Consider the following 18,235-nt stretch of genomic DNA (forward strand, 5'->3'; position numbering starts at 1 on the left):
GCCCCCGGCGCCCGCGGGCAACGCCCCACCGGCCGACGTACCCCCGGCCGAGCAGCCGGCGCCGCCCGATCCGCGCAAGGAGCTCGCCGACCGCATCGCCGATGAGAAGAAGTGGCGGCAGAGCACCCGCCAGGGCGTCCAGTTCCTCGCTTTGCAGTTCCAGGCGACCCGCTGCGACAAAGAGGACATCCTGGCCGGCAACGACGATCCGAACCTGCCGCTGGTGACGTGCTCGACCGACCACAAGGTGGCCTACCTGCTGGCGCCGTCGATCATCAGCGGCGACCAGATCCAGGACGCCACGTCCGGCATGAACCAGCGCGGCATCGGTTACGTCGTGGACGTGCAATTCCGCCCCGCGGCGGCGAACACCTGGGCGGACTTCACCGCCGCCCACATCGGCACCCAGACCGCGTTCACGCTGGACTCCCAGGTGGTCAGCGCCCCGATGATCCAGGAAGCCATCCCCGGCGGCCGGACCCAGATCACCGGCGGCGACCCGCCGTTCACCGCCGCAACCGCCAAGCAGCTGGCCAACGTCCTGAAATACGGTTCGCTGCCGCTGTCCTTCGAGGCTTCGGAGGCCCAAACCGTCTCGGCGACACTGGGATTGACCTCACTGCGAGCGGGGCTGGTCGCGGGTGCAATCGGCTTGGTTCTGGTGTTGCTGTACTCGTTGTTGTATTACCGGGTGCTCGGCCTGCTTACGGCGCTATCGCTAGTCGCTTCCGGCGCAATGATTTTCGCGATCCTGGTGATCCTGGGCCGTCAGATCAACTACACCCTGGACCTTGCGGGGATCGCGGGTCTGATCATCGGTATCGGTACCACGGCGGACTCGTTCGTGGTGTTCTTCGAACGCATCAAAGACGAGATCCGCGAAGGCCGGTCGTTCCGATCGGCGGTGCCCCGGGGCTGGGTGCGGGCCCGCAAGACGATCGTGTCGGGCAACGCCGTGACCTTCCTGGCCGCCGCGGTGCTGTACGCCCTGGCGATCGGCCAGGTGCGGGGATTCGCCTTCACGTTGGGCCTCACCACGATCCTCGACGTCGTGGTGGTGTTCCTGGTGACCTGGCCGCTGGTCTACCTGGCGTCTAAGTCGTCGACGTTGGCGAAACCCGCATACAACGGCCTGGGCGCAATACAGCAGGTCGCCCGCGAGCGCCGGGCTTCGTCGAACGTCAAGACGGGACGGGGATAGCGTGATGGCCTCCAAAGGCAAGGCTGACGCCGAAGCGACCGAGATCACCGAAGCCTCGGAGGGCGCCACCGAGTTGACCGATAGCGGCGCCGGCCTGGCGCGTCATAGCTTCTTGTCGCGCCTCTACACCGGCACGGGCGCCTTCGAGGTGATCGGGCGTCGCCGGTTGTGGTTCGGCATCAGCGGCGCGATCGTCGCCGTCGCCGTATTGAGCATCCTGCTGCGCGGCTTCACCTTCGGGATCGACTTCAACGGCGGCACGACGGTGTCGATGCCCGCCGCGGGCGCGACCGGCCAAGTGCAGACGTCGCAGGTGTCCGACGTCTTCCGCAAGGCCATCGGCCGCGACCCGGAATCGGTGGTGATCGTCGGCAACGGCGCCTCGGCCACGGTGCAGATCCGCTCCGAAACGCTGTCCAACGCCCAGACATCCACGCTGCGCAACGCCCTGTTCGACGCGTTCGGACCCAAGGGAGCCGACGGAAAACCGAGTAAACAGGCCATCAGCGACGCGGCGGTCTCCGAGACGTGGGGCGATCAGATCACCGACAAGGCGCTGATCGCGCTGGTGGTGTTCCTGGCGTTGGTCAGCCTGTACATCACGGTGCGCTACGAGCGGTACATGGCCATCTCCGCGCTGACGACCATGGTCTTCGACCTGACCGTCACCGCAGGGGTGTACTCCCTGGTCGGTTTCGAGGTCACCCCGGCCACCGTCATCGGTTTGCTGACGATTCTCGGTTTCTCCCTGTACGACACCGTCATCGTGTTCGACAAGGTCGAGGAGAACACCCACGGCTTCCAGCACACCACCCGCCGCACCTTCGCCGAGCAGGCCAACCTCGCGATCAACCAGACGTTCATGCGCTCCATCAACACCAGCCTCATCGGGGTGTTGCCGGTCCTGGCGCTGATGGTGGTGGCGGTGTGGCTGCTGGGCGTCGGGACGCTGAAGGACCTGGCGCTGGTGCAGCTGGTCGGCATCCTGGTCGGCACCTACTCGTCGATCTTCTTCGCAACGCCGCTGCTGGTCACGCTGCGCGAGCGCACCGAGCTGGTGCGCACGCACACCCGCCGCGTCGCTCGGCGCCGCAAGGCTGGCGCCGAGCCCGAGGAGGCGAAGTCCACCGACGAAGAATCGGCGTCGCCGGAGACCACGGCGGCCGACTCGGCACCGTCTGACAAGCCCGCACCGAGCAAGCCGGCGCCGGGTGCGCGCCCGGTGCGGCCGACCGGGACCCGGCGTCCGAGCGGCAAGCGAAACGCCGGCCGGCGGTAGTCGCTATGGCCGCCAGGTATCGCCTCGTCGGGGGCGCTATCGGTCTGGCCGCAATGCTCGTGGCGGCGTGCACGCTGGCGGCGTGCTCCGGCAGCACCGCCTCCCAGATCGACTACGTGGTCGACGGCCCGCTGGTCACCTACAACACCAATACCGTCGTCGGCGCCGCGTCGGCCGGGGCGCAGGCGTTCGCGCGCACGCTGGCCGGCTTCAGCTACCACGGCCCCGACGGGCAGACCGTCGCCGACCGTGATTTCGGCACCGTGTCGGTGGTGGGCGGTTCGCCGCTGGTGTTGGACTACCAGATCGCCGACAACGCCGTCTACTCCGACGGCAAGCCGGTGACCTGCGACGATCTGGTGCTCGCCTGGGCGGCCCAGTCCGGCCGGTATCCCGACTTCAACGCCGCCACCCAGGCCGGTTACCTCGACATCGCCAACGTCGAGTGCCTGCCGGGGCAGAAGAAGGCCCGGGTGTCGTTCGTCCCGGACCGCGGCATCGTCGACTACAACCAGCTATTCACCGCCACGTCGATGATGCCGTCGCACGTCATCGCCGACGAGCTGCACGTCGACGTGACCGCGGCCCTGCTGAGCAACAACGCCCAACTCGTGCAGCAGATCGCCAAGCTGTGGAACACCATCTGGGACCTCAGGCCCGGGCTGGACCTCAAGCACTTCCCGTCGTCCGGCCCGTACAAGATTGAGCGCATCCTGGACCGCGGCGCGGTGGTGCTCGTGGCCAACGACCGGTGGTGGGGCCCCAAGGCGCTCACCAAGCGGATCACCGTCTGGCCCCAGGGGCCCGACATCCAGGACCGGGTCAACAACCGCAGCGTCGACGTGGTCGACGTGGCGGCGGGCTCCTCCGGAACGCTGACCACCCCGGACAACTACGACCGCGTTGATTCGCCGGCGGCGGGCGTCGAGCAGCTGATCTTCGCGCCGCAGGGCCCGCTCTCGCAGCCCAAGGCCCGCCGCGCGCTCGCCCTCTGCACGCCCCGCGACACGCTCGCGCGCGACGCCGGGGTGCCGATCGCCAACTCGCGGCTCAACCCGGCCGCCGACGACCCCGTCACCGCCGCTGACGGCGCCGCCGAGGCCGGCCAATTCGGCAAGGCGGACCCCGCCGCCGCCCGCGACGCGCTCGGTGGCGCCCCGATGACGGTGCGGATCGGCTACCAGGGGCCCAACGCGCGCCTCGCGGTCAACGTCGGGGTGATCGGCAAATCCTGTGCCGCGGCCGGCATCACCGTCGCAAACGTCGCCCTGGACAGCTCGGGGCCGCAAGCGCTCAAGGACGGGAAGATCGATGCCCTCTTGGCCAGCACGGGCGGGGCCGCCGGCAGCGGGTCCACGGGGTCGTCGGCGATGGACGCCTACGACCTGCACACCGGCAACGGCAACAACCTGTCGGGCTACTCGAATCCGCAGATCGACAGCACGATCGGGGCGCTGGCCGTGTCGGCCGACCCCGCCGAGCGCGTGCGGCTGCTGGGGGAGGCGGCGCCGGTACTGTGGGGCGACATGCCCACTTTGCCCCTCTACCGGCAGCAACGGACGCTGCTGATGTCGAAGAAGATGTATGCCGTGAGCAAGAACCCGACTCGCTGGGGCGCCGGCTGGAACATGGACCGATGGGCCCTGGTCCAGTGACGAGCGTCGGCGGAAGCGCCTCGGTGACCGACGTCATCGCCTCGCTGCTGCGCGAGGTGTCCGACTTTCCCAAGCCGGGGGTGCAATTCCGGGACCTCACCCCGTTGTTCGCCGATCCGGCGGGGCTGGCGGCGGTCACCGACGCGCTGGCCGAGATCGCGGCGGGCGCCGACCTGGTGGCCGGGATCGACGCCCGCGGGTTCCTGGCCGCGGCGGCGGTCGCCGACCGGCTGCGCACGGGGGTGCTGGCCATCCGCAAGGGCGGCAAGCTGCCGCCGCCGGCGTACGCCGAGCATTACGACCTGGAGTACGGCAGCGCGACGCTGGAGATCCCCGCGGACGGCATCGACCTGCGCGGACGCCACGTCGTGATCATCGACGACGTGCTGGCCACCGGGGGCAGCCTGGCCGCGGCGGCCCGGTTGCTGGAACGCACCGGGGCCACCGTCATGGCGGCGGCGGTGATCCTCGAACTGACCGCGCTGGGCGGTCGTCAGGCGGTCGCGGGGTTGCCGCTGCACAGCCTGAGTCAGCTCTAGCCCGGCGACGATGCGCGCCGCTACGCGGCGTGAGGTGGGGGCACCACCCAGCTGCGAAGCGGCGAGGGGGCGAGCGGGCGATCAAACCGAGCCTGGGCGCACCGCGCGATATCCTCGAAGTCGGAGGTGACCAACGTGGCGGACGACAAGAGCGCGGCGCAGGCGCTTGACGTGCCCACTGACGTCGGTGACGCCCTGCTGGTCGGGGAGCCGGTGACGGCGCAGGCCGAGCCGCCGGAGCCGCCGACCGAGACGCTGAAAACCTCCAGCAGCGCGTCGCGCCGGGTGCGGGCCAGGCTGGCCCGGCGGATGACCTCCCAGCGCACCACGCTCAACCCGGTGCTGGAACCGCTCGTGGCGGTGCACCGGGAGGTCTATCCGAAGGCCAACGTGTCGCTGCTGCAGCGCGCCTTCGAGGTCGCCGACCAGCGCCACGCCACGCAGTTCCGCCATTCCGGTGATCCGTACATCACCCACCCCCTGGCCGTCGCGAACATCCTCGCCGAATTGGGCATGGACACCACCACTTTGGTGGCCGCGCTGTTGCACGACACCATCGAAGACACCGGCTACACGCTGGAGGCGTTGAGCGAGGAGTTCGGCGAGGAGGTGGGCCACCTCGTCGACGGCGTGACCAAGCTGGATCGGGTGGTGCTGGGCACCGCCGCCGAGGGCGAGACCATCCGCAAGATGATCACCGCGATGGCCCGCGACCCCCGGGTGCTGGTGATCAAGGTCGCCGACCGGCTACACAACATGCGAACCATGCGCTTCCTGCCGCCGGAGAAGCAGGCGCGCAAAGCCCGCGAGACGCTGGAAGTCATTGCGCCCCTTGCCCATCGGCTGGGTATGGCCAGCGTCAAGTGGGAACTCGAAGACCTGTCCTTCGCGATCTTGCATCCGAAGAAGTACGACGAGATCGTCCGCCTGGTCGCCGGCCGCGCGCCGTCCCGCGACACCTACCTGGCCAAGGTCCGCGCCGAGATCACCAACACGCTGAACGCGTCGAAGATCAAGGCGACGGTCGAGGGCCGGCCCAAGCACTATTGGTCGATCTATCAGAAGATGATCGTCAAGGGCCGCGACTTCGACGACATCCACGACCTGGTCGGCATCCGCATCCTGTGCGACGAGATCCGCGACTGCTACGCCGCCGTCGGCGTCGTGCATTCCCTGTGGCAGCCGATGGCGGGACGGTTCAAGGACTACATCGCCCAGCCCCGATACGGCGTCTACCAGTCGCTGCACACCACGGTGGTGGGCCCTGAGGGCAAGCCGCTGGAAATCCAGATCCGCACCCGCGACATGCACCGCACCGCCGAATACGGCATCGCCGCGCACTGGCGCTACAAGGAAGCCAAGGGCCGCAACGGCGTTCCGCATCCGCACGCCACCGCCGAGATCGACGACATGGCCTGGATGCGGCAACTGCTCGACTGGCAGCGGGAGGCCGCCGACCCCGGCGAATTCCTGGAGTCGCTGCGCTACGACCTTGCGGTGCAAGAGATCTTCGTGTTCACCCCCAAGGGTGATGTGATCACCCTGCCGAACGGGTCGACGCCGATCGATTTCGCCTACGCGGTGCACACCGAGGTCGGCCACCGCTGCATCGGCGCCCGGGTCAACGGCCGGCTGGTGGCGCTGGAACGAAAGCTGGAAAACGGCGAAGTCGTCGAGGTTTTCACGTCGAAGGCGTCCAATGCCGGGCCGTCGCGGGACTGGCAGCAGTTCGTGGTGTCGCCGCGCGCCAAGGCGAAGATCCGGCAATGGTTCGCCAAGGAGCGGCGTGAGGAGGCGCTGGAGGCCGGCAAGGACGCCATGGCCCGCGAGGTGCGCCGCGGCGGACTTCCGTTGCAGCGCTTGGTCAACGCCGAATCCATGGCCGCGGTGGCCCGCGAGCTGCACTACGCGGACGTGTCCGCGCTTTACACCGCGATCGGCGAGGGCCACGTGTCGGCGCGCCATGTCGTGCAGCGGCTGCTGGCCGAGCTCGGCGGGATCGACCAGGCCGAGGAGGATCTCGCCGAGCGGTCCACGCCGACGACCATGCTCCGGCGCCCGCGCAGCAGCGACGACGTCGGCGTCTCGGTCCCCGGCGCCCCGGGCGTGCTGTCCAAGCTGGCCAAGTGCTGCACGCCGGTGCCCGGCGACCAGATCATGGGCTTCGTCACCCGCGGTGGCGGAGTCAGCGTGCACCGCACCGACTGCACCAATGCCGCGTCGCTGCAGCAGCAGGCCGAGCGCATCATCGAGGTGCATTGGGCGCCGTCGCCGTCGTCGGTGTTCCTGGTGGCCATCCAGGTCGAGGCGCTCGACCGGCACCGGCTGCTCTCCGACGTCACCCGGGTGCTGGCCGACGAAAAGGTCAACATCCTGTCGGCCTCGGTCACCACGTCCAATGACCGGGTGGCGATCAGCAGGTTCACCTTCGAGATGGGGGACCCGAAGCACCTCGGGCATCTACTCAACGTGGTGCGCAACGTCGAAGGCGTTTTCGACGTGTACCGCGTGACGTCCGCTGCCTGAGGCGGCTTAAGAAAGCCTGGCGTTATTGGTTAGCCGACGCGCACCGAGTTGATGGTGACCGGGTTGGTGGGAGCCCCGCTCTGCCGGTTGCCGGCGATACCCGCCTGGGCGACCTTGTCGAGGACCGCCAGGCCCGCCTGGCTGATGGTCCCGAACACCGTGCTCTGCGGCTCCAATTCCGAATCCCGGAACACCAGGACGAATTGACTGCCGTTGGTGTTGGGCCCCTCGGTGGCCATGATCACGGTGCCGCGCGGGTACATCACCGTCGCCCGGAGCGCGGGGTCGCCGGCCGGGTACTGATTGGTGGGGTATTCGTCGGCGAATTGATAGCCGGGGCCACCGGCCCCGTCCGCGTCGGGACCGCCGCACAGCAGCGACCCTCCGTCAGTCGAGTTGATCAGCCGGGCGCACTGGGTGTTGTCGAAGAATTGCTGCTTCGCAAGGCTGACGAAACTGTTGACCGTGCACGGAGATTCGCCGTTGGAGAGTTCGATGCCGATGTCGCCAAGGTTGGTCGAGATGGTGGCCGGGATCTGGGCGGGTTCGGTGGAAACCCTGCCGGACGGAGGCGGGTTGACCGGCTTGACGATGGCGTCCGGCGCGCTCGGGTATTGGCAATTGGCGCCCAGGTCGGCCGGCGGCGCGAACGCCGGCAGCGGTGGCACGGTCCCCGTCGCCTGTGCGGTCGGTCCGGAACTCGACCCCGGCCTGTTGGGGACGCGGGCGCGGGTCGGGGTGCTCGAAGCCGCGCTGTTGGCTGAGCCGTCGTCCTGCGTCACCAGCGCGATGACCAATGCCACCACCGCGGCCAGCGCCAGCGCCGACGCGCCGACGATGCCCAGCAGCAAACGCCGGGATTGTCCCGGCGGGCGATTGGGCGGCCGGGGGTCGAGATTGGGCCCCGTCGGGGGAAAGTCCTGCGTCGGTCCCGGCGGCGGTGCCGGTGGCGCCGGCGGGGGACTCCATGCGGCGGTCCCGGCCGGGGCGGCCAACGCCGCCCGGGCGGCTTCGGCGAGTTCCATCGCCGACTGATAGCGGTATTCGGCGTCTTTGGCCATCCCGCGGGCGACCACCGCATCGAGGGCCGGGGGCACGCCGTCGGCGGTGGTCGACGGCCGCGGCGGGGGCGTGTTCAAATGCGCGTTGAGCTGCTCCTCGAGGCTGTCGCCGGCATAGGGCCGCTTGCCGGTCAAGCACTCGTGCAGCACGCAGGCCAACGAATACACGTCGGCGCGGTGATCCGTTGTGCCCCTGAACCGTTCGGGCGCCATGTACGCGACGGTGCCCATCGTGTGCCCGGTCTGCGTGAGTGACGTGTCGGCCAGGGTGCGGGCGATGCCGAAGTCGATCAGGTAGACGAAGTCGCGCGCCTGGGTGATCAGGATGTTCTTCGGCTTGATGTCGCGATGGATCAGCCCCACCTGGTGGGCGCTGTCCAGCGCAGCGGCAACTTGCTCGATCACCGCCACCGCGCGCTCTGGGGACAGCCGCCCCCGTTCTCATCGATGTACTGCAACAAGTCGCGGCCCTCGATCAGCCGCATGTCGACATAGAGCCGACCGTCGATCTCGCCGTAACCGTGGATCGGCACCACGTGCGGGTCGTTGAGGCTCGCCGCGATGCGTGCCTCCCGGCGGAATCGTTGCTGAAACTCCTGATCCTCGGCCAAGTTCGGGGGCAGCACCTTCAACGCGACGACGCGATCGGTGGCGGCGTCGTAGGCACGGTAGACCTGGCCCATGCCGCCGCGGCCCAACACGTCCAGCAGTTGGTATTGCCCGAAAGATTCTGTCCCCACGCACCGACCTTAAGCGGTGGACTGCCCGTTGGTCGCCCGATTCCCGCCGAATCAGCGGCGTTGCGCTGCTTGGCTTTAGTCGAGCAACAGCGAGGTGATGGTGACCTCGGAGGCCGGTGCGCCGTCCTCACCGCCGCCGGCGACGCCGGCTTTGGCGATCTTGTCCAGCGTGGCCAGCCCGTCCGGCTGAATGGTGCCGAAGACGGTGTATTGGGGCGGCAGCTGGGAATCCTTGTACACCATGAAGAATTGGCTGCCGTTGGTCCCGGGACCGGCGTTGGCCATCGCCAGGGTGCCGCGTGGGTAGAGGACCGGCTGTTGCGCCTTCGGGTCGTTCGGCGGGTATTGGTCCGTCGGGTACTCGTTGGCGAACTGGTAGCCCGGGCCGCCGGTGCCGTCACCCTTGGGGTCGCCGCATTGCAGGACGCCCAGGTCCGGGGAAGTGGTCAGCCGGTGGCATTTGGTGTTGTCGAAGTATTTCTGACCGGCCAGGCTTGCGAAACTGTTTACCGTGCAAGGTGATTCGTTGTTAGCGAGCATCAATCCGATGCGGCCCTGGTTGGTCACCATGCTGGCGCTCACCTGGGCGGGGTCCGTCGGCACCTTGCCGGTGCGCGGCGGCTTGACTTCCTTGGCGGCGGGTTCCGGTGACGCCGGGTACTGGCAGTTGGCGCCCAGATCGGCCGACGGCTTGAACGCCGGCAGCGGCGCAGCGGGCGGCGTCGGTCCGGCGGGCGTCGTGGACTCGGGGGAGCTGCTGGGGGCCGCGGACGTGGTGCTCGTCGCGGAGTTGCTCTTGTGCTCGTGTTTGGTGTTGATGACCGTGAGCACCACCGCCACGACCACCGCCACGGCCACGGCCGAGCCGGCGGCGATCAACACGATCCTGCGCAGCTTGGCTTGCTTCGCGCGGCGCTCCAGCTGGCGTTCGAGCTTGCGCTTGGCGTTGGCACGTCGCTGTTCATTGGTCGGCACGGCCGTATGCCTCCATGGTTGGTAAGTCGGGTGCCCGGCAAAAGGCGTCAGTCGCCAGCTCAGGCTAATGTGGGCGCCGCGACCGGTGTCAAGTGGGGCCCGTGGGAAACTGGGAACCGTGTTGATCACCGGATTTCCCGCCGGCATGTTGCAGTGCAACTGCTATGTGCTGGCTGAGCGGCCGGGGGCGGACGCCGTCATCGTGGATCCGGGCCAGCGGGCGATGGGCCCGCTGCGGCGCATCCTCGATGAGAACCGGCTGACCCCGGCGGCGGTGTTGCTCACGCACGGACACATCGACCACATGTGGTCGGCGCAGAAGGTGTCCGACACCTTCGGCTGCCCGACCTACATCCACCCCGAGGACCGGTTCATGCTGAAAGACCCGATCTACGGCCTGGGCCCGCGGGTGGCGCAGCTGATGGCCGGTGCCTTCTTCCGCGAGCCCAAGCAGGTCGTCGAGCTGGACCGCGACGGCGACAAGCTCGACCTGGGCAGCGTGACCGTCAACGTCGACCACACGCCCGGGCACACGCGCGGGTCGGTGGTCTTCCGGGTGGCGGGAGACCACGACGTGGTGTTCACCGGCGACACCCTGTTCGAACGCTCGGTGGGCCGCACCGACCTGCACGGCGGGAGCGGCCGCGACCTGCTGACCTCGATCGTTGAAAAACTGCTGGTGCTCGACGACGAGACCGTGGTGCTGCCGGGTCACGGCAACGCCACCACCATCGGCGCCGAACGGCGATTCAATCCGTTCATCGAAGGCCTGAGCCCGTGACGCAGTTTCACGCGCCCAAGGGGGTACCGGACTACGTCCCGCCGGACTCCGCGCAGTTCGTGGCCGTTCGTGACGGGTTGTTGGGCGCCGCCCGCCGGGCCGGCTATGGCCACATCGAGTTGCCCATCTTCGAGGACACCGCCCTGTTCGCCCGGGGTGTCGGCGAATCCACCGACGTGGTGTCCAAGGAGATGTATACGTTCGCCGACCGCGGTGACCGCTCGGTCACCTTGCGACCCGAGGGCACCGCGGGGGTGGTGCGCGCGGTGATCGAGCACGGCCTTGACCGCGGGGCGTTGCCGGTCAAATTGTGTTATGCGGGGCCGTTTTTCCGCTACGAGCGGCCGCAGGCCGGCCGCTATCGGCAGCTGCAGCAGGTGGGTGTGGAGGCGATCGGCGTGGACGATCCGGCGCTTGACGCCGAGGTGATCGCCATCGCCGACGCCGGCTTCCGTTCGCTGGGACTGGACGGGTTCCGCCTGGAGATCACCTCGCTGGGCGACGAGACCTGTCGCCCCCAATATCGGGAACTGTTGCAGGACTTCCTGTTTGGGCTCGATCTCGATGACGAGACGCGCAGGCGTGCCGAGATCAACCCGCTGCGGGTGCTCGACGACAAGCGACCGGCCGTGCGGGCCATGACGGCCGACGCGCCGGTGTTGATCGACCACCTGTCCGACGTCGCCAAGCAGCACTTCGACACCGTGCTGGCGCACTTGGACGCGCTCGGCGTGCCCTACGTCATCAACCCGCGCATGGTGCGCGGGCTGGACTACTACACCAAGACCACCTTCGAGTTCGTGCACGACGGTCTGGGTGCGCAATCCGGGATCGGCGGCGGCGGCCGCTATGACGGCCTGATGCACGAGCTCGGCGGGCAAGACCTGTCCGGCATCGGGTTCGGGCTCGGGGTCGACCGCACCCTGTTGGCGCTGCGCGCCGAGGGCAAGAGCGTGGGGGAGACGACCCGCTGCGACGTGTTCGGCGTGCCGCTGAGCGAGCAGGCCAAGCTTCAGCTGGCGGTGCTGACCGCGCAGCTGCGCGCCTGCGGTGTGCGGGTGGACATGGCCTACGGCGACCGCGGCCTCAAGGGCGCGATGCGCGCGGCCGACCGTTCCGGTGCCCGCATCGCGCTGGTCCTCGGCGACCGCGACATCGAGGCGGGGACGGTCGGGTTGAAAGACCTCACGACGGGGGATCAGGTGCCCGTCGCCGCGAATTCTGTTGTCGCCGAAGTTCTGTCAAGACTCGACCGGTAGGGCGGGTACCCTCGCCGGGTTATTTCTTGCTCGGAATGATGATTACGACGATCAACGTGAGGATCGAAAAGAATAGGCCGAGAATTCCCCAGCCCAGCGGATTGCGACCCTTCGTCATTGCGATGATTCCGCAGATGAATGCGGCGATAACGCTGCCGATGGCGACAAAAATTCCCTTGATGCCACGGAGGATAAAGCCGGCCGCGACGGGGTCCGAGCTCGCCAGAATCACCGAGTGCAACATGTCAGGTCCTTTCGTGAGGGGCCCAAAGGACATACCCACCCGAATCCGCAATAAAACCGCAGTCGAGTTTAGGCGCTCACCGAAAACGCGGTTATCCGCGCGGATAACCGCGCCGGACCGTCCGATCAAGAATTCCCAACGTTGCCCGCAATGCACCCTCGGACAGAATCGGGAAAATTCCGGCTTCCCGCCACTTCGGGTCGATGTTCGACCAGTCGTAAAACGAGGTGACCACGGTCGCCGAGCCGTCTTCGCTCGGCTGCAGTTGATAGCCGTAGACATGGCCGATCGGAGGCTGAATTTTGCCCAGAACCGTCCAAGCGATCAGCCGATCCTGTTCGAATTCCGTGATGTCGACGGTGACGTCGTACTTGCCGAATTGCGGAAAGTCGTTCAACGACTCGCGATCCATGTGCACGACGAAACGGTCACCGACACCGCGTACCCGATCGCCTTCGGCGCTCTGCAGCATTCCGGACGAGTCGATCGCGACGTGGCCCTGCGGGTCGCACAGCACCGCGAAGACGTCGGGCGCCGGCGCCGTAATTGTGCGTTCAACCTCGATGCGTTCGGTCATGGGTGCCTCGCGGCCGGAGTAGGTACGACAGGGGTCGTCGCTCACTCTACGACCGCTGGGACGTTTTCGGTGCCCTCTCTAGCCCGCCGCGGATCCGCGCGCAGCGCGCGTCGGGGTCGGGTTCATCAGTCGTCCGTGCGCGATCACCGATCCGTGTTGCTTGAGGCGCTGGGTGCGGATGCTTACCTCATAGGTGAGGACCTCTTCGATGCCCCCGAGGTGGTTGGAGAGGTACGCGTAGAGGTCGCGGACGTCTCGGCAGATGACCACTGCCATCAGGTTTTTGCTACCGCTGACGGCGGCGGCGAAGGCCACTTGGTCGTGCGCCGCGACCCGTTCTCCGACGCGGTGTGTGTGCTGGGGTGCGACCGTCAGCCAGAGCATGGCGCTGAGGTGGTAACCGAGTCGCTCAGGGAGCACATCGACGTCGTAAACGAGCGCCCCGGCCGCTTCGAGCGCCGTCAGACGCCTGCGCACTCGCGCCACCGACCAGCCCGTGCGTTCGGCGAGCCGTGAGTGGGGAGCACGGCCGTCGTCAGCCAGCGCGTCGAGGATGGGACGGTCCTCGAGCGTCGGCCGGGACGGCTGGCCGGCGGGAGGGCCGTCGACGTCAGCAAGGATTTGTACGGCCTGTTCGCCGCTGAGCTTGTGGCCGTAGCCCGTCCACGGCGCGCTCGGGGGGCGCCCGAAGGTGTGCAGCACCGCATCAATGTCGATGTCGATGACCGAACTTGCTCGCGGGAGCCGCTTCAGCAACACGTCGTCGCGGCTGTCCCGGAGCGGTGCCCGGATCGTGCACACCAGGTCGGTCCAACCCGACAGGACGTTGGCGTGGGACACGTCCGGGTTTCGAACCAGCGCGTCGGCCAGTTGCGGTATGCGGTCGGGCTTGGCGTGTAGGCGGCAAACCCAGTGGGCCCAGTCAGAATCGCCGTCAACCCACGGGTGCTCCACCCCCACGACGCGAACGACTCCGTTCCGACGCAGCCTGTGGTAGCGGCGGGCAACCGTTTGTTCGGTCGCTCCGACCACCTCGGCTATGCGGCGAAACGACACCCTGGGAGATATTTGCAAGGCATGCAGAATCTGTCCGTCCAGCCGATCGATCATGACCAATCTTAGACGGATATCGATGCTTAGTGGAGATTTATCTACACTTCGGTCCGGGCGTTGATTGTTTCGTCGGCGCCGCTGTCAGCCTTGCATCATGAAGCTGACGCGCAACGTCGTCCTGGTCACCGGCGGAGGCAGCGGAATCGGCCGCGCTTTGGCCGAATCTTTGCACCGCCTGGGCAACCACGTCATCATCGCCGGCCGGCGCCGCGAGGTTCTGCAAGCCGCCGCTGGCGCCAACCCGGGCATGGAGTTCCTGCAGTTGGATCAGAGCGACCCGGTCAGCATCACTCGGCTGGTTGCCGAAGTGACGGATCGGTATCCCGGGTTGAACGTCGTCATCAACAACGCGGGAATCATGCGTACCGAGGACCTACTGACCGGTGACACCACCGCGGCGGAGGCGATCGTGGCGGTCAACCTGCTCGGGCCCATCCGGCTCACCGCGGCACTACTGCCCACACTGCTGACGCAAAGAAACGCCGCGATCATCAACGTCACCTCTGCCCTGGCTTTCGTACCCAAGGCGGTCGCGCCGACGTATTGTGCGACCAAGGCGGCTCTGCACTCCTACACCGAGTCGCTACGCCACCAGCTGCGCGACACGGCGATTGAGGTGGTCGAGATCATCCCGCCACGGGTACAGACTGACATTCAACAGGGTCTCGGCTACGCATCTCATGTCGTGGCGTTGGATGCCTTTGTCGCCGAGGCTATTTCGTTGCTGCGATCCAACCCGGCCGCCACCGAGATCGTGGTCGATGCCGCTCGGCGCGTGCGATTCGCCGCGCGCGAAGACTCGTACGGCGAGATCTTCACCGCCGTCAATCAGACAACCATGCAGAAATAGCGGAGGATTCCCATGCAGATCGGAATTGGCCTGCCGAGCCACATCGCCCACGTGCGGGGTCCACTCACCGTGCGTTGGGCCCGCCGGGCGGAACAACGAGGGTTTGCCGGCCTGGCCACCATCGACCGGCTGGTCTACGAAAGCCTCGATTCGATCGTCGCATTGACCCTCGCCGCGGGCGCGACCAGTGAAATCGGTTTGATCACAAACGTTTTGCTGGCACCCCTCTACCCGGCCGCGCTGCTCGCCAAGCAGCTCGCCACCATCGCGGACGTCACCGGCAACCGGCTGATCCTGGGTTTGGGTGTGGGCAACCGGACAGACGACTACGCGGCGGTTGGCGCCGACTTCGGCCGGCGGGGACGGGTTTTGGACGAGACGGTCGGATTGTTGCTCGAGGCGTGGCGCGCCGCGCCGGTCACCGGCGACAAGGGGTTGTGCCCGCGGCCGGTGCGCATCCCCATCCTGTTCGGGGGACGGTCGGAGGCCACCATGCGCCGGGTCGCGACGATGGGTGACGGCTGGTCGGCCGGCGCCCTGCGCGACTACGACAATCAGGCGTCATTCGCCGATCGGGCACGCGCGGCGTGGCGGGAGGCGGGCCGGTCGGGGCAGCCACGGCTGCACGCCAGCGTGAACTTCGCGTTCGGTGGTGAGGACGCCGTCCGGCTCGGCCGGGAGCACCTGCAGCGCTACTACGGATTCAAGCCGGACTACGCAGCTCTCAACATCGCCGACCTGCTGACCACCCCGGAGGACGCGGCGGCCACCCTGCGCGCCTACCGCGACCTCGGTTTCGATGGGCTGGTTTTCCATCCCTGCGTCGCAGGGGTCGATCAGGTGGATCGCCTTGCCGACGCCGTTCTCTGAACCGCTGCGCACAAGAGGAGGAACTATGTCATCTCGCGCCATGCACTCCTTCGTTGTCCGCGCCGGCGACTTCCCAGTCTTTGAGGTTAGCGACGGGCCCGAAGAGATCGGTTGGCACGTCGGGCGATAACGGTTTGCCGTGTTGGACTCGATGAGGCCAGTCGCGGTTGGCCAGCGCCGGTTTGGCGAGGGCTACCAGATCGGCGGCGCCCGAGTCGATGATGGCGGCGGCGTCGCGGGGGTCGTCCAGATGGCCGTTGGCGATTACCGCCAGCTTGCTGAATTGCTTTGCCAGCTGCGCGAGCGAGTTGCCGGACCCGGCGAATGCTGGTGCCAGCGCGCGATATTCGGTGGTGTGGATGTAGTCGATGCCGGTCTCGCCCAGGGTGCCGAAGATGATGGCCGCGTCCTCCTCGCCGGCCCACCGATGGTGATTGTCGGAGACCTTTCCCTGGGAGATCCGGATGCCGACGGCGATGTCGTCACCGACGGCCGACGCGACGTCGTGGCAGACCTCGGCCGCCAGGCGTACACGACCGGCGGTGTGGCCGCCGTACTCGTCGGTCCGGGTATTCATATAGTCGGTGAGAAATGCGTCGAGCAGATAGCCGTTGGCTCCGTGGATCTCCACGCCGTCGAACCCGGCGTCGCGCGCCTGCCGTGCCGCGTTCACGAACGCGGCCCGGACTTGGTTGATGTGTTCGGTGGTCATCGCTTGAGGAATCTTGAACGGACCAGCACCGCGGTACATGGGCAGCTGCTCGCCTTTCGGCCGTACTGCGGACGGCCCCCAGGTGATCGTCGTGTGCGGGTTGCCTTGCGACTGGCTGCCGGCGTGCATCAGCTGGGCGAAAAACTTGGCCTCGCAGTTGTGGACGCCGTCGACGACCGGTTGCCAGCCCGCCGCGTGAGCCGCGTTCGCGATGCCCGGTTGGAAGAGGTACCCCTGACTGGTCTGATCGTCGATGTAAAGCCCTTCGGTTATTAACAACGCGAAGCCGCCCTCGGCGAAAACGCGGTAGTAGGACGCGATCCGGTCGGTGGGCACGCCGTCGGCCGTCGCGCTCACTCGCGTCATGGGCGCCAGGGCTACCCGGTGGGCGAGCTCGACGTTGCCGATGGTTGCCGCTTCGAAGAGCGTCTGGTGGGGTGGGTGCATTCGGTCGGGCACGAGGTCATCCATTTCCGCGTTGGTTGGTCCATTCTGTTGGGTCCTGCCGTCAGGAGCGCCGCCAATGACCCTGAAGCTGAACGAGATTCACGGTGGCCAATAGCATAAAAATGAGGGGAATAACGGGAGGCTTTATTTTGAGAGGAAGTACATTTGCGGGCACCTCCGGGTGCACGTGCACATAGGTGGCGCCCCCCATGTTGGCGATCAGCCCAGCCGAGGCCGCGGACGCGATCGGGCCGAAGAGGTTTGAGGTCTCCCGCCCGAAGTGGGCGGCCGAAAGCAGGCTCAGCCCGATGGATATTTCCCCGGCGACGCCCAGGGGGATGCAGAGTCGCGGCAGCCCGCTTTTGCTGATCTGGACGTCGAACCACGTGCGAAACGGCTCGAAGAACTTCAAGAACCCAAACAAGAACATCGTCGAACCCAGAAACATCGAATTGTATTTCAGGATCTTTGATGTCGGCTTCATCATTCCTCCCTCGCGGAGTGGGTGGCGCCGCCGCCGACGTCGGGAGCGGTTAGGAGCGGGGACACGTCGTCTGCTGCGAGGGTCGGACGGTCCACGCGGAAAATTGTGCTGAAGCCAAAATGGACTATCAAGTCCAATCCGCTCTACACTTCGCGCATGTCAGGAGAGGAGCACCCCGCCGCCGGGCGGCTGACGACTCGCGGTGCCGCGACCAGGGCCCGCATCGTCGCCGCGGCGGCATCGCTCGTCCGCGGGCAAGGCGTCGCCGGGACGAGTCTGGACGACGTGATGGCGGCGACCGGCACAAGCAAATCGCAGCTCTACCACTACTTCGCCAATAAGGACGCCCTGATCCGCGAGGTTGTGAAGACCCAGCTCGGCGACGTCATCGCGGCCCAGCAGCCCGATCTGGGCGAGGTGTCGTCATGGGAGGGCCTGCAGCGGTGGTGCGACCACGTCGTGGCCATGACTCGCGCGACGCAAGGTGTCGGGGGGTGTCCGTTGGGCTCGCTGGTGGGTGAGCTTGCCGAGCGGTCCGATTCGGCGCGCCGGGAGCTTGCGCAAGCCTTCGCCGAGTGGCAGTCGTACCTGTCTGCTGGTTTGGCGACGATGCGCGACAACGGCGAACTCTCCGCAGATGCCGACCCTGCCGAGCTCGCGTTGACTATCATGAGTGCGCTGCAAGGCGGACTGCTGATGGCGCAGACGATGCGCAGCGCCCGACCTGTCGAACTCGCCGTGGACATGGCGCTAGGGCACGTCGCCGCGTACCGCCGCGGTCCGTGAAGTCGCCCAACGGATCCGGGGCCCAGCCGATTCCGTTGGCGCCGAGATCGTCGCGGTTCGTGCGGGAGTGCGGCCGTTTGTCGGATTTCACCTGGCGGCCCGAGCTGCCACCCCCGCCGCCGTAAGCACCCCATCC

Annotated in this window: 18 protein-coding genes; 10 read left to right on the forward strand and 8 right to left on the reverse strand. The window is 67.3% G+C overall.

Annotation, left to right across the window (positions count from 1 at the left end; all coding sequences use genetic code 11):
- The 5 genes from secD to A5750_RS18265 all read left to right on the forward strand — a co-directional run.
- Positions 1 to 1,201: protein translocase subunit SecD (secD, locus tag A5750_RS18245; protein ID WP_067264715.1), on the forward strand; the 1,201-nt coding region annotated here is incomplete at its 5' end.
- A gap of 4 nt (positions 1,202 to 1,205) precedes the next feature.
- Complete coding sequence (gene secF / locus A5750_RS18250) at positions 1,206 to 2,480, forward strand: protein translocase subunit SecF (RefSeq protein WP_067264750.1); 1,275 nt, start codon at positions 1,206 to 1,208, stop codon at positions 2,478 to 2,480.
- Between the two features lie 5 nt (positions 2,481 to 2,485).
- Entirely contained in the window at positions 2,486 to 4,135 is a 1,650-nt protein-coding gene (locus tag A5750_RS18255) for an ABC transporter substrate-binding protein (protein ID WP_067264718.1), read from the forward strand.
- Entirely contained in the window at positions 4,117 to 4,674 is a 558-nt protein-coding gene (locus A5750_RS18260) for an adenine phosphoribosyltransferase (RefSeq protein ID WP_067264720.1), read from the forward strand. Before A5750_RS18255 ends, A5750_RS18260 begins: the two co-directional genes overlap by 19 nt.
- Positions 4,675 to 4,809: 135 nt before the next feature.
- Positions 4,810 to 7,200 carry a bifunctional (p)ppGpp synthetase/guanosine-3',5'-bis(diphosphate) 3'-pyrophosphohydrolase gene (locus tag A5750_RS18265; protein WP_066958140.1) on the forward strand — a complete coding sequence of 797 codons (2,391 nt, stop codon included), beginning with the start codon at positions 4,810 to 4,812 and terminating at the stop codon, positions 7,198 to 7,200.
- Positions 7,201 to 7,229: 29 nt separating this feature from the next.
- Here the strand turns inward: A5750_RS18265 and A5750_RS18270 are convergent, their stop codons facing one another.
- From A5750_RS18270 to A5750_RS18275, 3 genes are all read right to left on the reverse strand, one after another.
- Positions 7,230 to 8,666, reverse strand: a complete 1,437-nt coding sequence (locus tag A5750_RS18270; protein WP_369829492.1) for a peptidylprolyl isomerase — start codon at positions 8,664 to 8,666, stop codon at positions 7,230 to 7,232.
- The gene (locus A5750_RS26655; RefSeq protein WP_369829493.1) at positions 8,663 to 9,001 is read right to left on the reverse strand and encodes a protein kinase; all 339 of its coding nucleotides are present in this window, start codon (positions 8,999 to 9,001) and stop codon (positions 8,663 to 8,665) included. Before A5750_RS26655 ends, A5750_RS18270 begins: the two co-directional genes overlap by 4 nt.
- Before the next feature lie 75 nt (positions 9,002 to 9,076).
- On the reverse strand, positions 9,077 to 9,976 hold the full coding sequence (locus tag A5750_RS18275; protein ID WP_066958090.1) for a peptidylprolyl isomerase: 900 nt from the start codon (positions 9,974 to 9,976) through the stop codon (positions 9,077 to 9,079).
- Between the two features lie 118 nt (positions 9,977 to 10,094).
- On the opposite strand from A5750_RS18275, the gene A5750_RS18280 reads away from it, so the two are divergent.
- Both A5750_RS18280 and hisS read left to right on the forward strand, forming a co-directional pair.
- A complete protein-coding gene (locus A5750_RS18280; RefSeq protein WP_066958092.1) occupies positions 10,095 to 10,757 on the forward strand; it encodes an MBL fold metallo-hydrolase in 663 nt (220 codons plus the stop codon).
- A complete protein-coding gene (hisS, locus tag A5750_RS18285) occupies positions 10,754 to 12,016 on the forward strand; it encodes a histidine--tRNA ligase (protein WP_066958094.1) in 1,263 nt (420 codons plus the stop codon). Before A5750_RS18280 ends, hisS begins: the two co-directional genes overlap by 4 nt.
- Before the next feature lie 19 nt (positions 12,017 to 12,035).
- Here hisS and A5750_RS18290 read toward each other — a convergent pair whose 3' ends face one another.
- The 3 genes from A5750_RS18290 to A5750_RS18300 form a co-directional block, all read right to left on the reverse strand.
- On the reverse strand, positions 12,036 to 12,260 hold the full coding sequence (locus tag A5750_RS18290; RefSeq protein WP_066958096.1) for a deoxyribodipyrimidine photolyase: 225 nt from the start codon (positions 12,258 to 12,260) through the stop codon (positions 12,036 to 12,038).
- A gap of 91 nt (positions 12,261 to 12,351) precedes the next feature.
- Positions 12,352 to 12,837, reverse strand: a complete 486-nt coding sequence (locus tag A5750_RS18295; RefSeq protein ID WP_066958098.1) for an SRPBCC family protein — start codon at positions 12,835 to 12,837, stop codon at positions 12,352 to 12,354.
- 78 nt (positions 12,838 to 12,915) lie between these two features.
- Positions 12,916 to 13,947, reverse strand: a complete 1,032-nt coding sequence (locus A5750_RS18300; protein WP_066958100.1) for an Lrp/AsnC family transcriptional regulator — start codon at positions 13,945 to 13,947, stop codon at positions 12,916 to 12,918.
- A gap of 97 nt (positions 13,948 to 14,044) precedes the next feature.
- On the opposite strand from A5750_RS18300, the gene A5750_RS18305 reads away from it, so the two are divergent.
- Together A5750_RS18305 and A5750_RS18310 are read left to right on the forward strand one after the other, a co-directional pair.
- The gene (locus tag A5750_RS18305) at positions 14,045 to 14,800 is read left to right on the forward strand and encodes an SDR family oxidoreductase (protein ID WP_067264724.1); all 756 of its coding nucleotides are present in this window, start codon (positions 14,045 to 14,047) and stop codon (positions 14,798 to 14,800) included.
- A 12-nt stretch (positions 14,801 to 14,812) separates the two neighbouring features.
- On the forward strand, positions 14,813 to 15,670 hold the full coding sequence (locus A5750_RS18310; RefSeq protein WP_067264727.1) for an LLM class flavin-dependent oxidoreductase: 858 nt from the start codon (positions 14,813 to 14,815) through the stop codon (positions 15,668 to 15,670).
- Between the two features lie 28 nt (positions 15,671 to 15,698).
- Here A5750_RS18310 and A5750_RS18315 read toward each other — a convergent pair whose 3' ends face one another.
- Together A5750_RS18315 and A5750_RS18320 are read right to left on the reverse strand one after the other, a co-directional pair.
- Positions 15,699 to 16,853, reverse strand: a complete 1,155-nt coding sequence (locus tag A5750_RS18315; protein ID WP_231989244.1) for an NADH:flavin oxidoreductase — start codon at positions 16,851 to 16,853, stop codon at positions 15,699 to 15,701.
- A gap of 37 nt (positions 16,854 to 16,890) precedes the next feature.
- On the reverse strand, positions 16,891 to 17,313 hold the full coding sequence (locus A5750_RS18320; protein WP_156659789.1) for a hypothetical protein: 423 nt from the start codon (positions 17,311 to 17,313) through the stop codon (positions 16,891 to 16,893).
- 156 nt (positions 17,314 to 17,469) lie between these two features.
- Here A5750_RS18320 and A5750_RS18325 point away from each other — a divergent pair, with 156 nt between their 5' ends.
- On the forward strand, positions 17,470 to 18,099 hold the full coding sequence (locus A5750_RS18325; protein ID WP_066958108.1) for a TetR/AcrR family transcriptional regulator: 630 nt from the start codon (positions 17,470 to 17,472) through the stop codon (positions 18,097 to 18,099).
- Positions 18,100 to 18,235: the final 136 nt, after the last annotated feature.

It is taken from the genome of Mycobacterium sp. 852002-51613_SCH5001154 (assembly GCF_001667425.1).
GTDB lineage: Bacteria > Actinomycetota > Actinomycetes > Mycobacteriales > Mycobacteriaceae > Mycobacterium.

Bases quoted from the DNA above. Each gene is read 5' to 3' on its own strand.
- A5750_RS18300 (WP_066958100.1), bottom strand. From the start codon at position 13,947: ATGATCGATCGGCTGGACGGACAGATTCTGCATGCCTTGCAAATATCT.
- A5750_RS18295 (WP_066958098.1), bottom strand. From the start codon at position 12,837: ATGACCGAACGCATCGAGGTTGAACGCACAATTACGGCGCCGGCGCCC.
- A5750_RS18260 (WP_067264720.1), top strand. From the start codon at position 4,117: ATGGGCCCTGGTCCAGTGACGAGCGTCGGCGGAAGCGCCTCGGTGACC.
- A5750_RS18290 (WP_066958096.1), bottom strand. From the start codon at position 12,260: ATGTTGCACTCGGTGATTCTGGCGAGCTCGGACCCCGTCGCGGCCGGC.
- A5750_RS18325 (WP_066958108.1), top strand. From the start codon at position 17,470: ATGTCAGGAGAGGAGCACCCCGCCGCCGGGCGGCTGACGACTCGCGGT.
- A5750_RS18320 (WP_156659789.1), bottom strand. From the start codon at position 17,313: ATGAAGCCGACATCAAAGATCCTGAAATACAATTCGATGTTTCTGGGT.
- secF (WP_067264750.1), top strand. From the start codon at position 1,206: ATGGCCTCCAAAGGCAAGGCTGACGCCGAAGCGACCGAGATCACCGAA.
- A5750_RS18305 (WP_067264724.1), top strand. From the start codon at position 14,045: ATGAAGCTGACGCGCAACGTCGTCCTGGTCACCGGCGGAGGCAGCGGA.
- A5750_RS18255 (WP_067264718.1), top strand. From the start codon at position 2,486: ATGGCCGCCAGGTATCGCCTCGTCGGGGGCGCTATCGGTCTGGCCGCA.
- A5750_RS18310 (WP_067264727.1), top strand. From the start codon at position 14,813: ATGCAGATCGGAATTGGCCTGCCGAGCCACATCGCCCACGTGCGGGGT.
- A5750_RS18315 (WP_231989244.1), bottom strand. From the start codon at position 16,853: ATGGATGACCTCGTGCCCGACCGAATGCACCCACCCCACCAGACGCTC.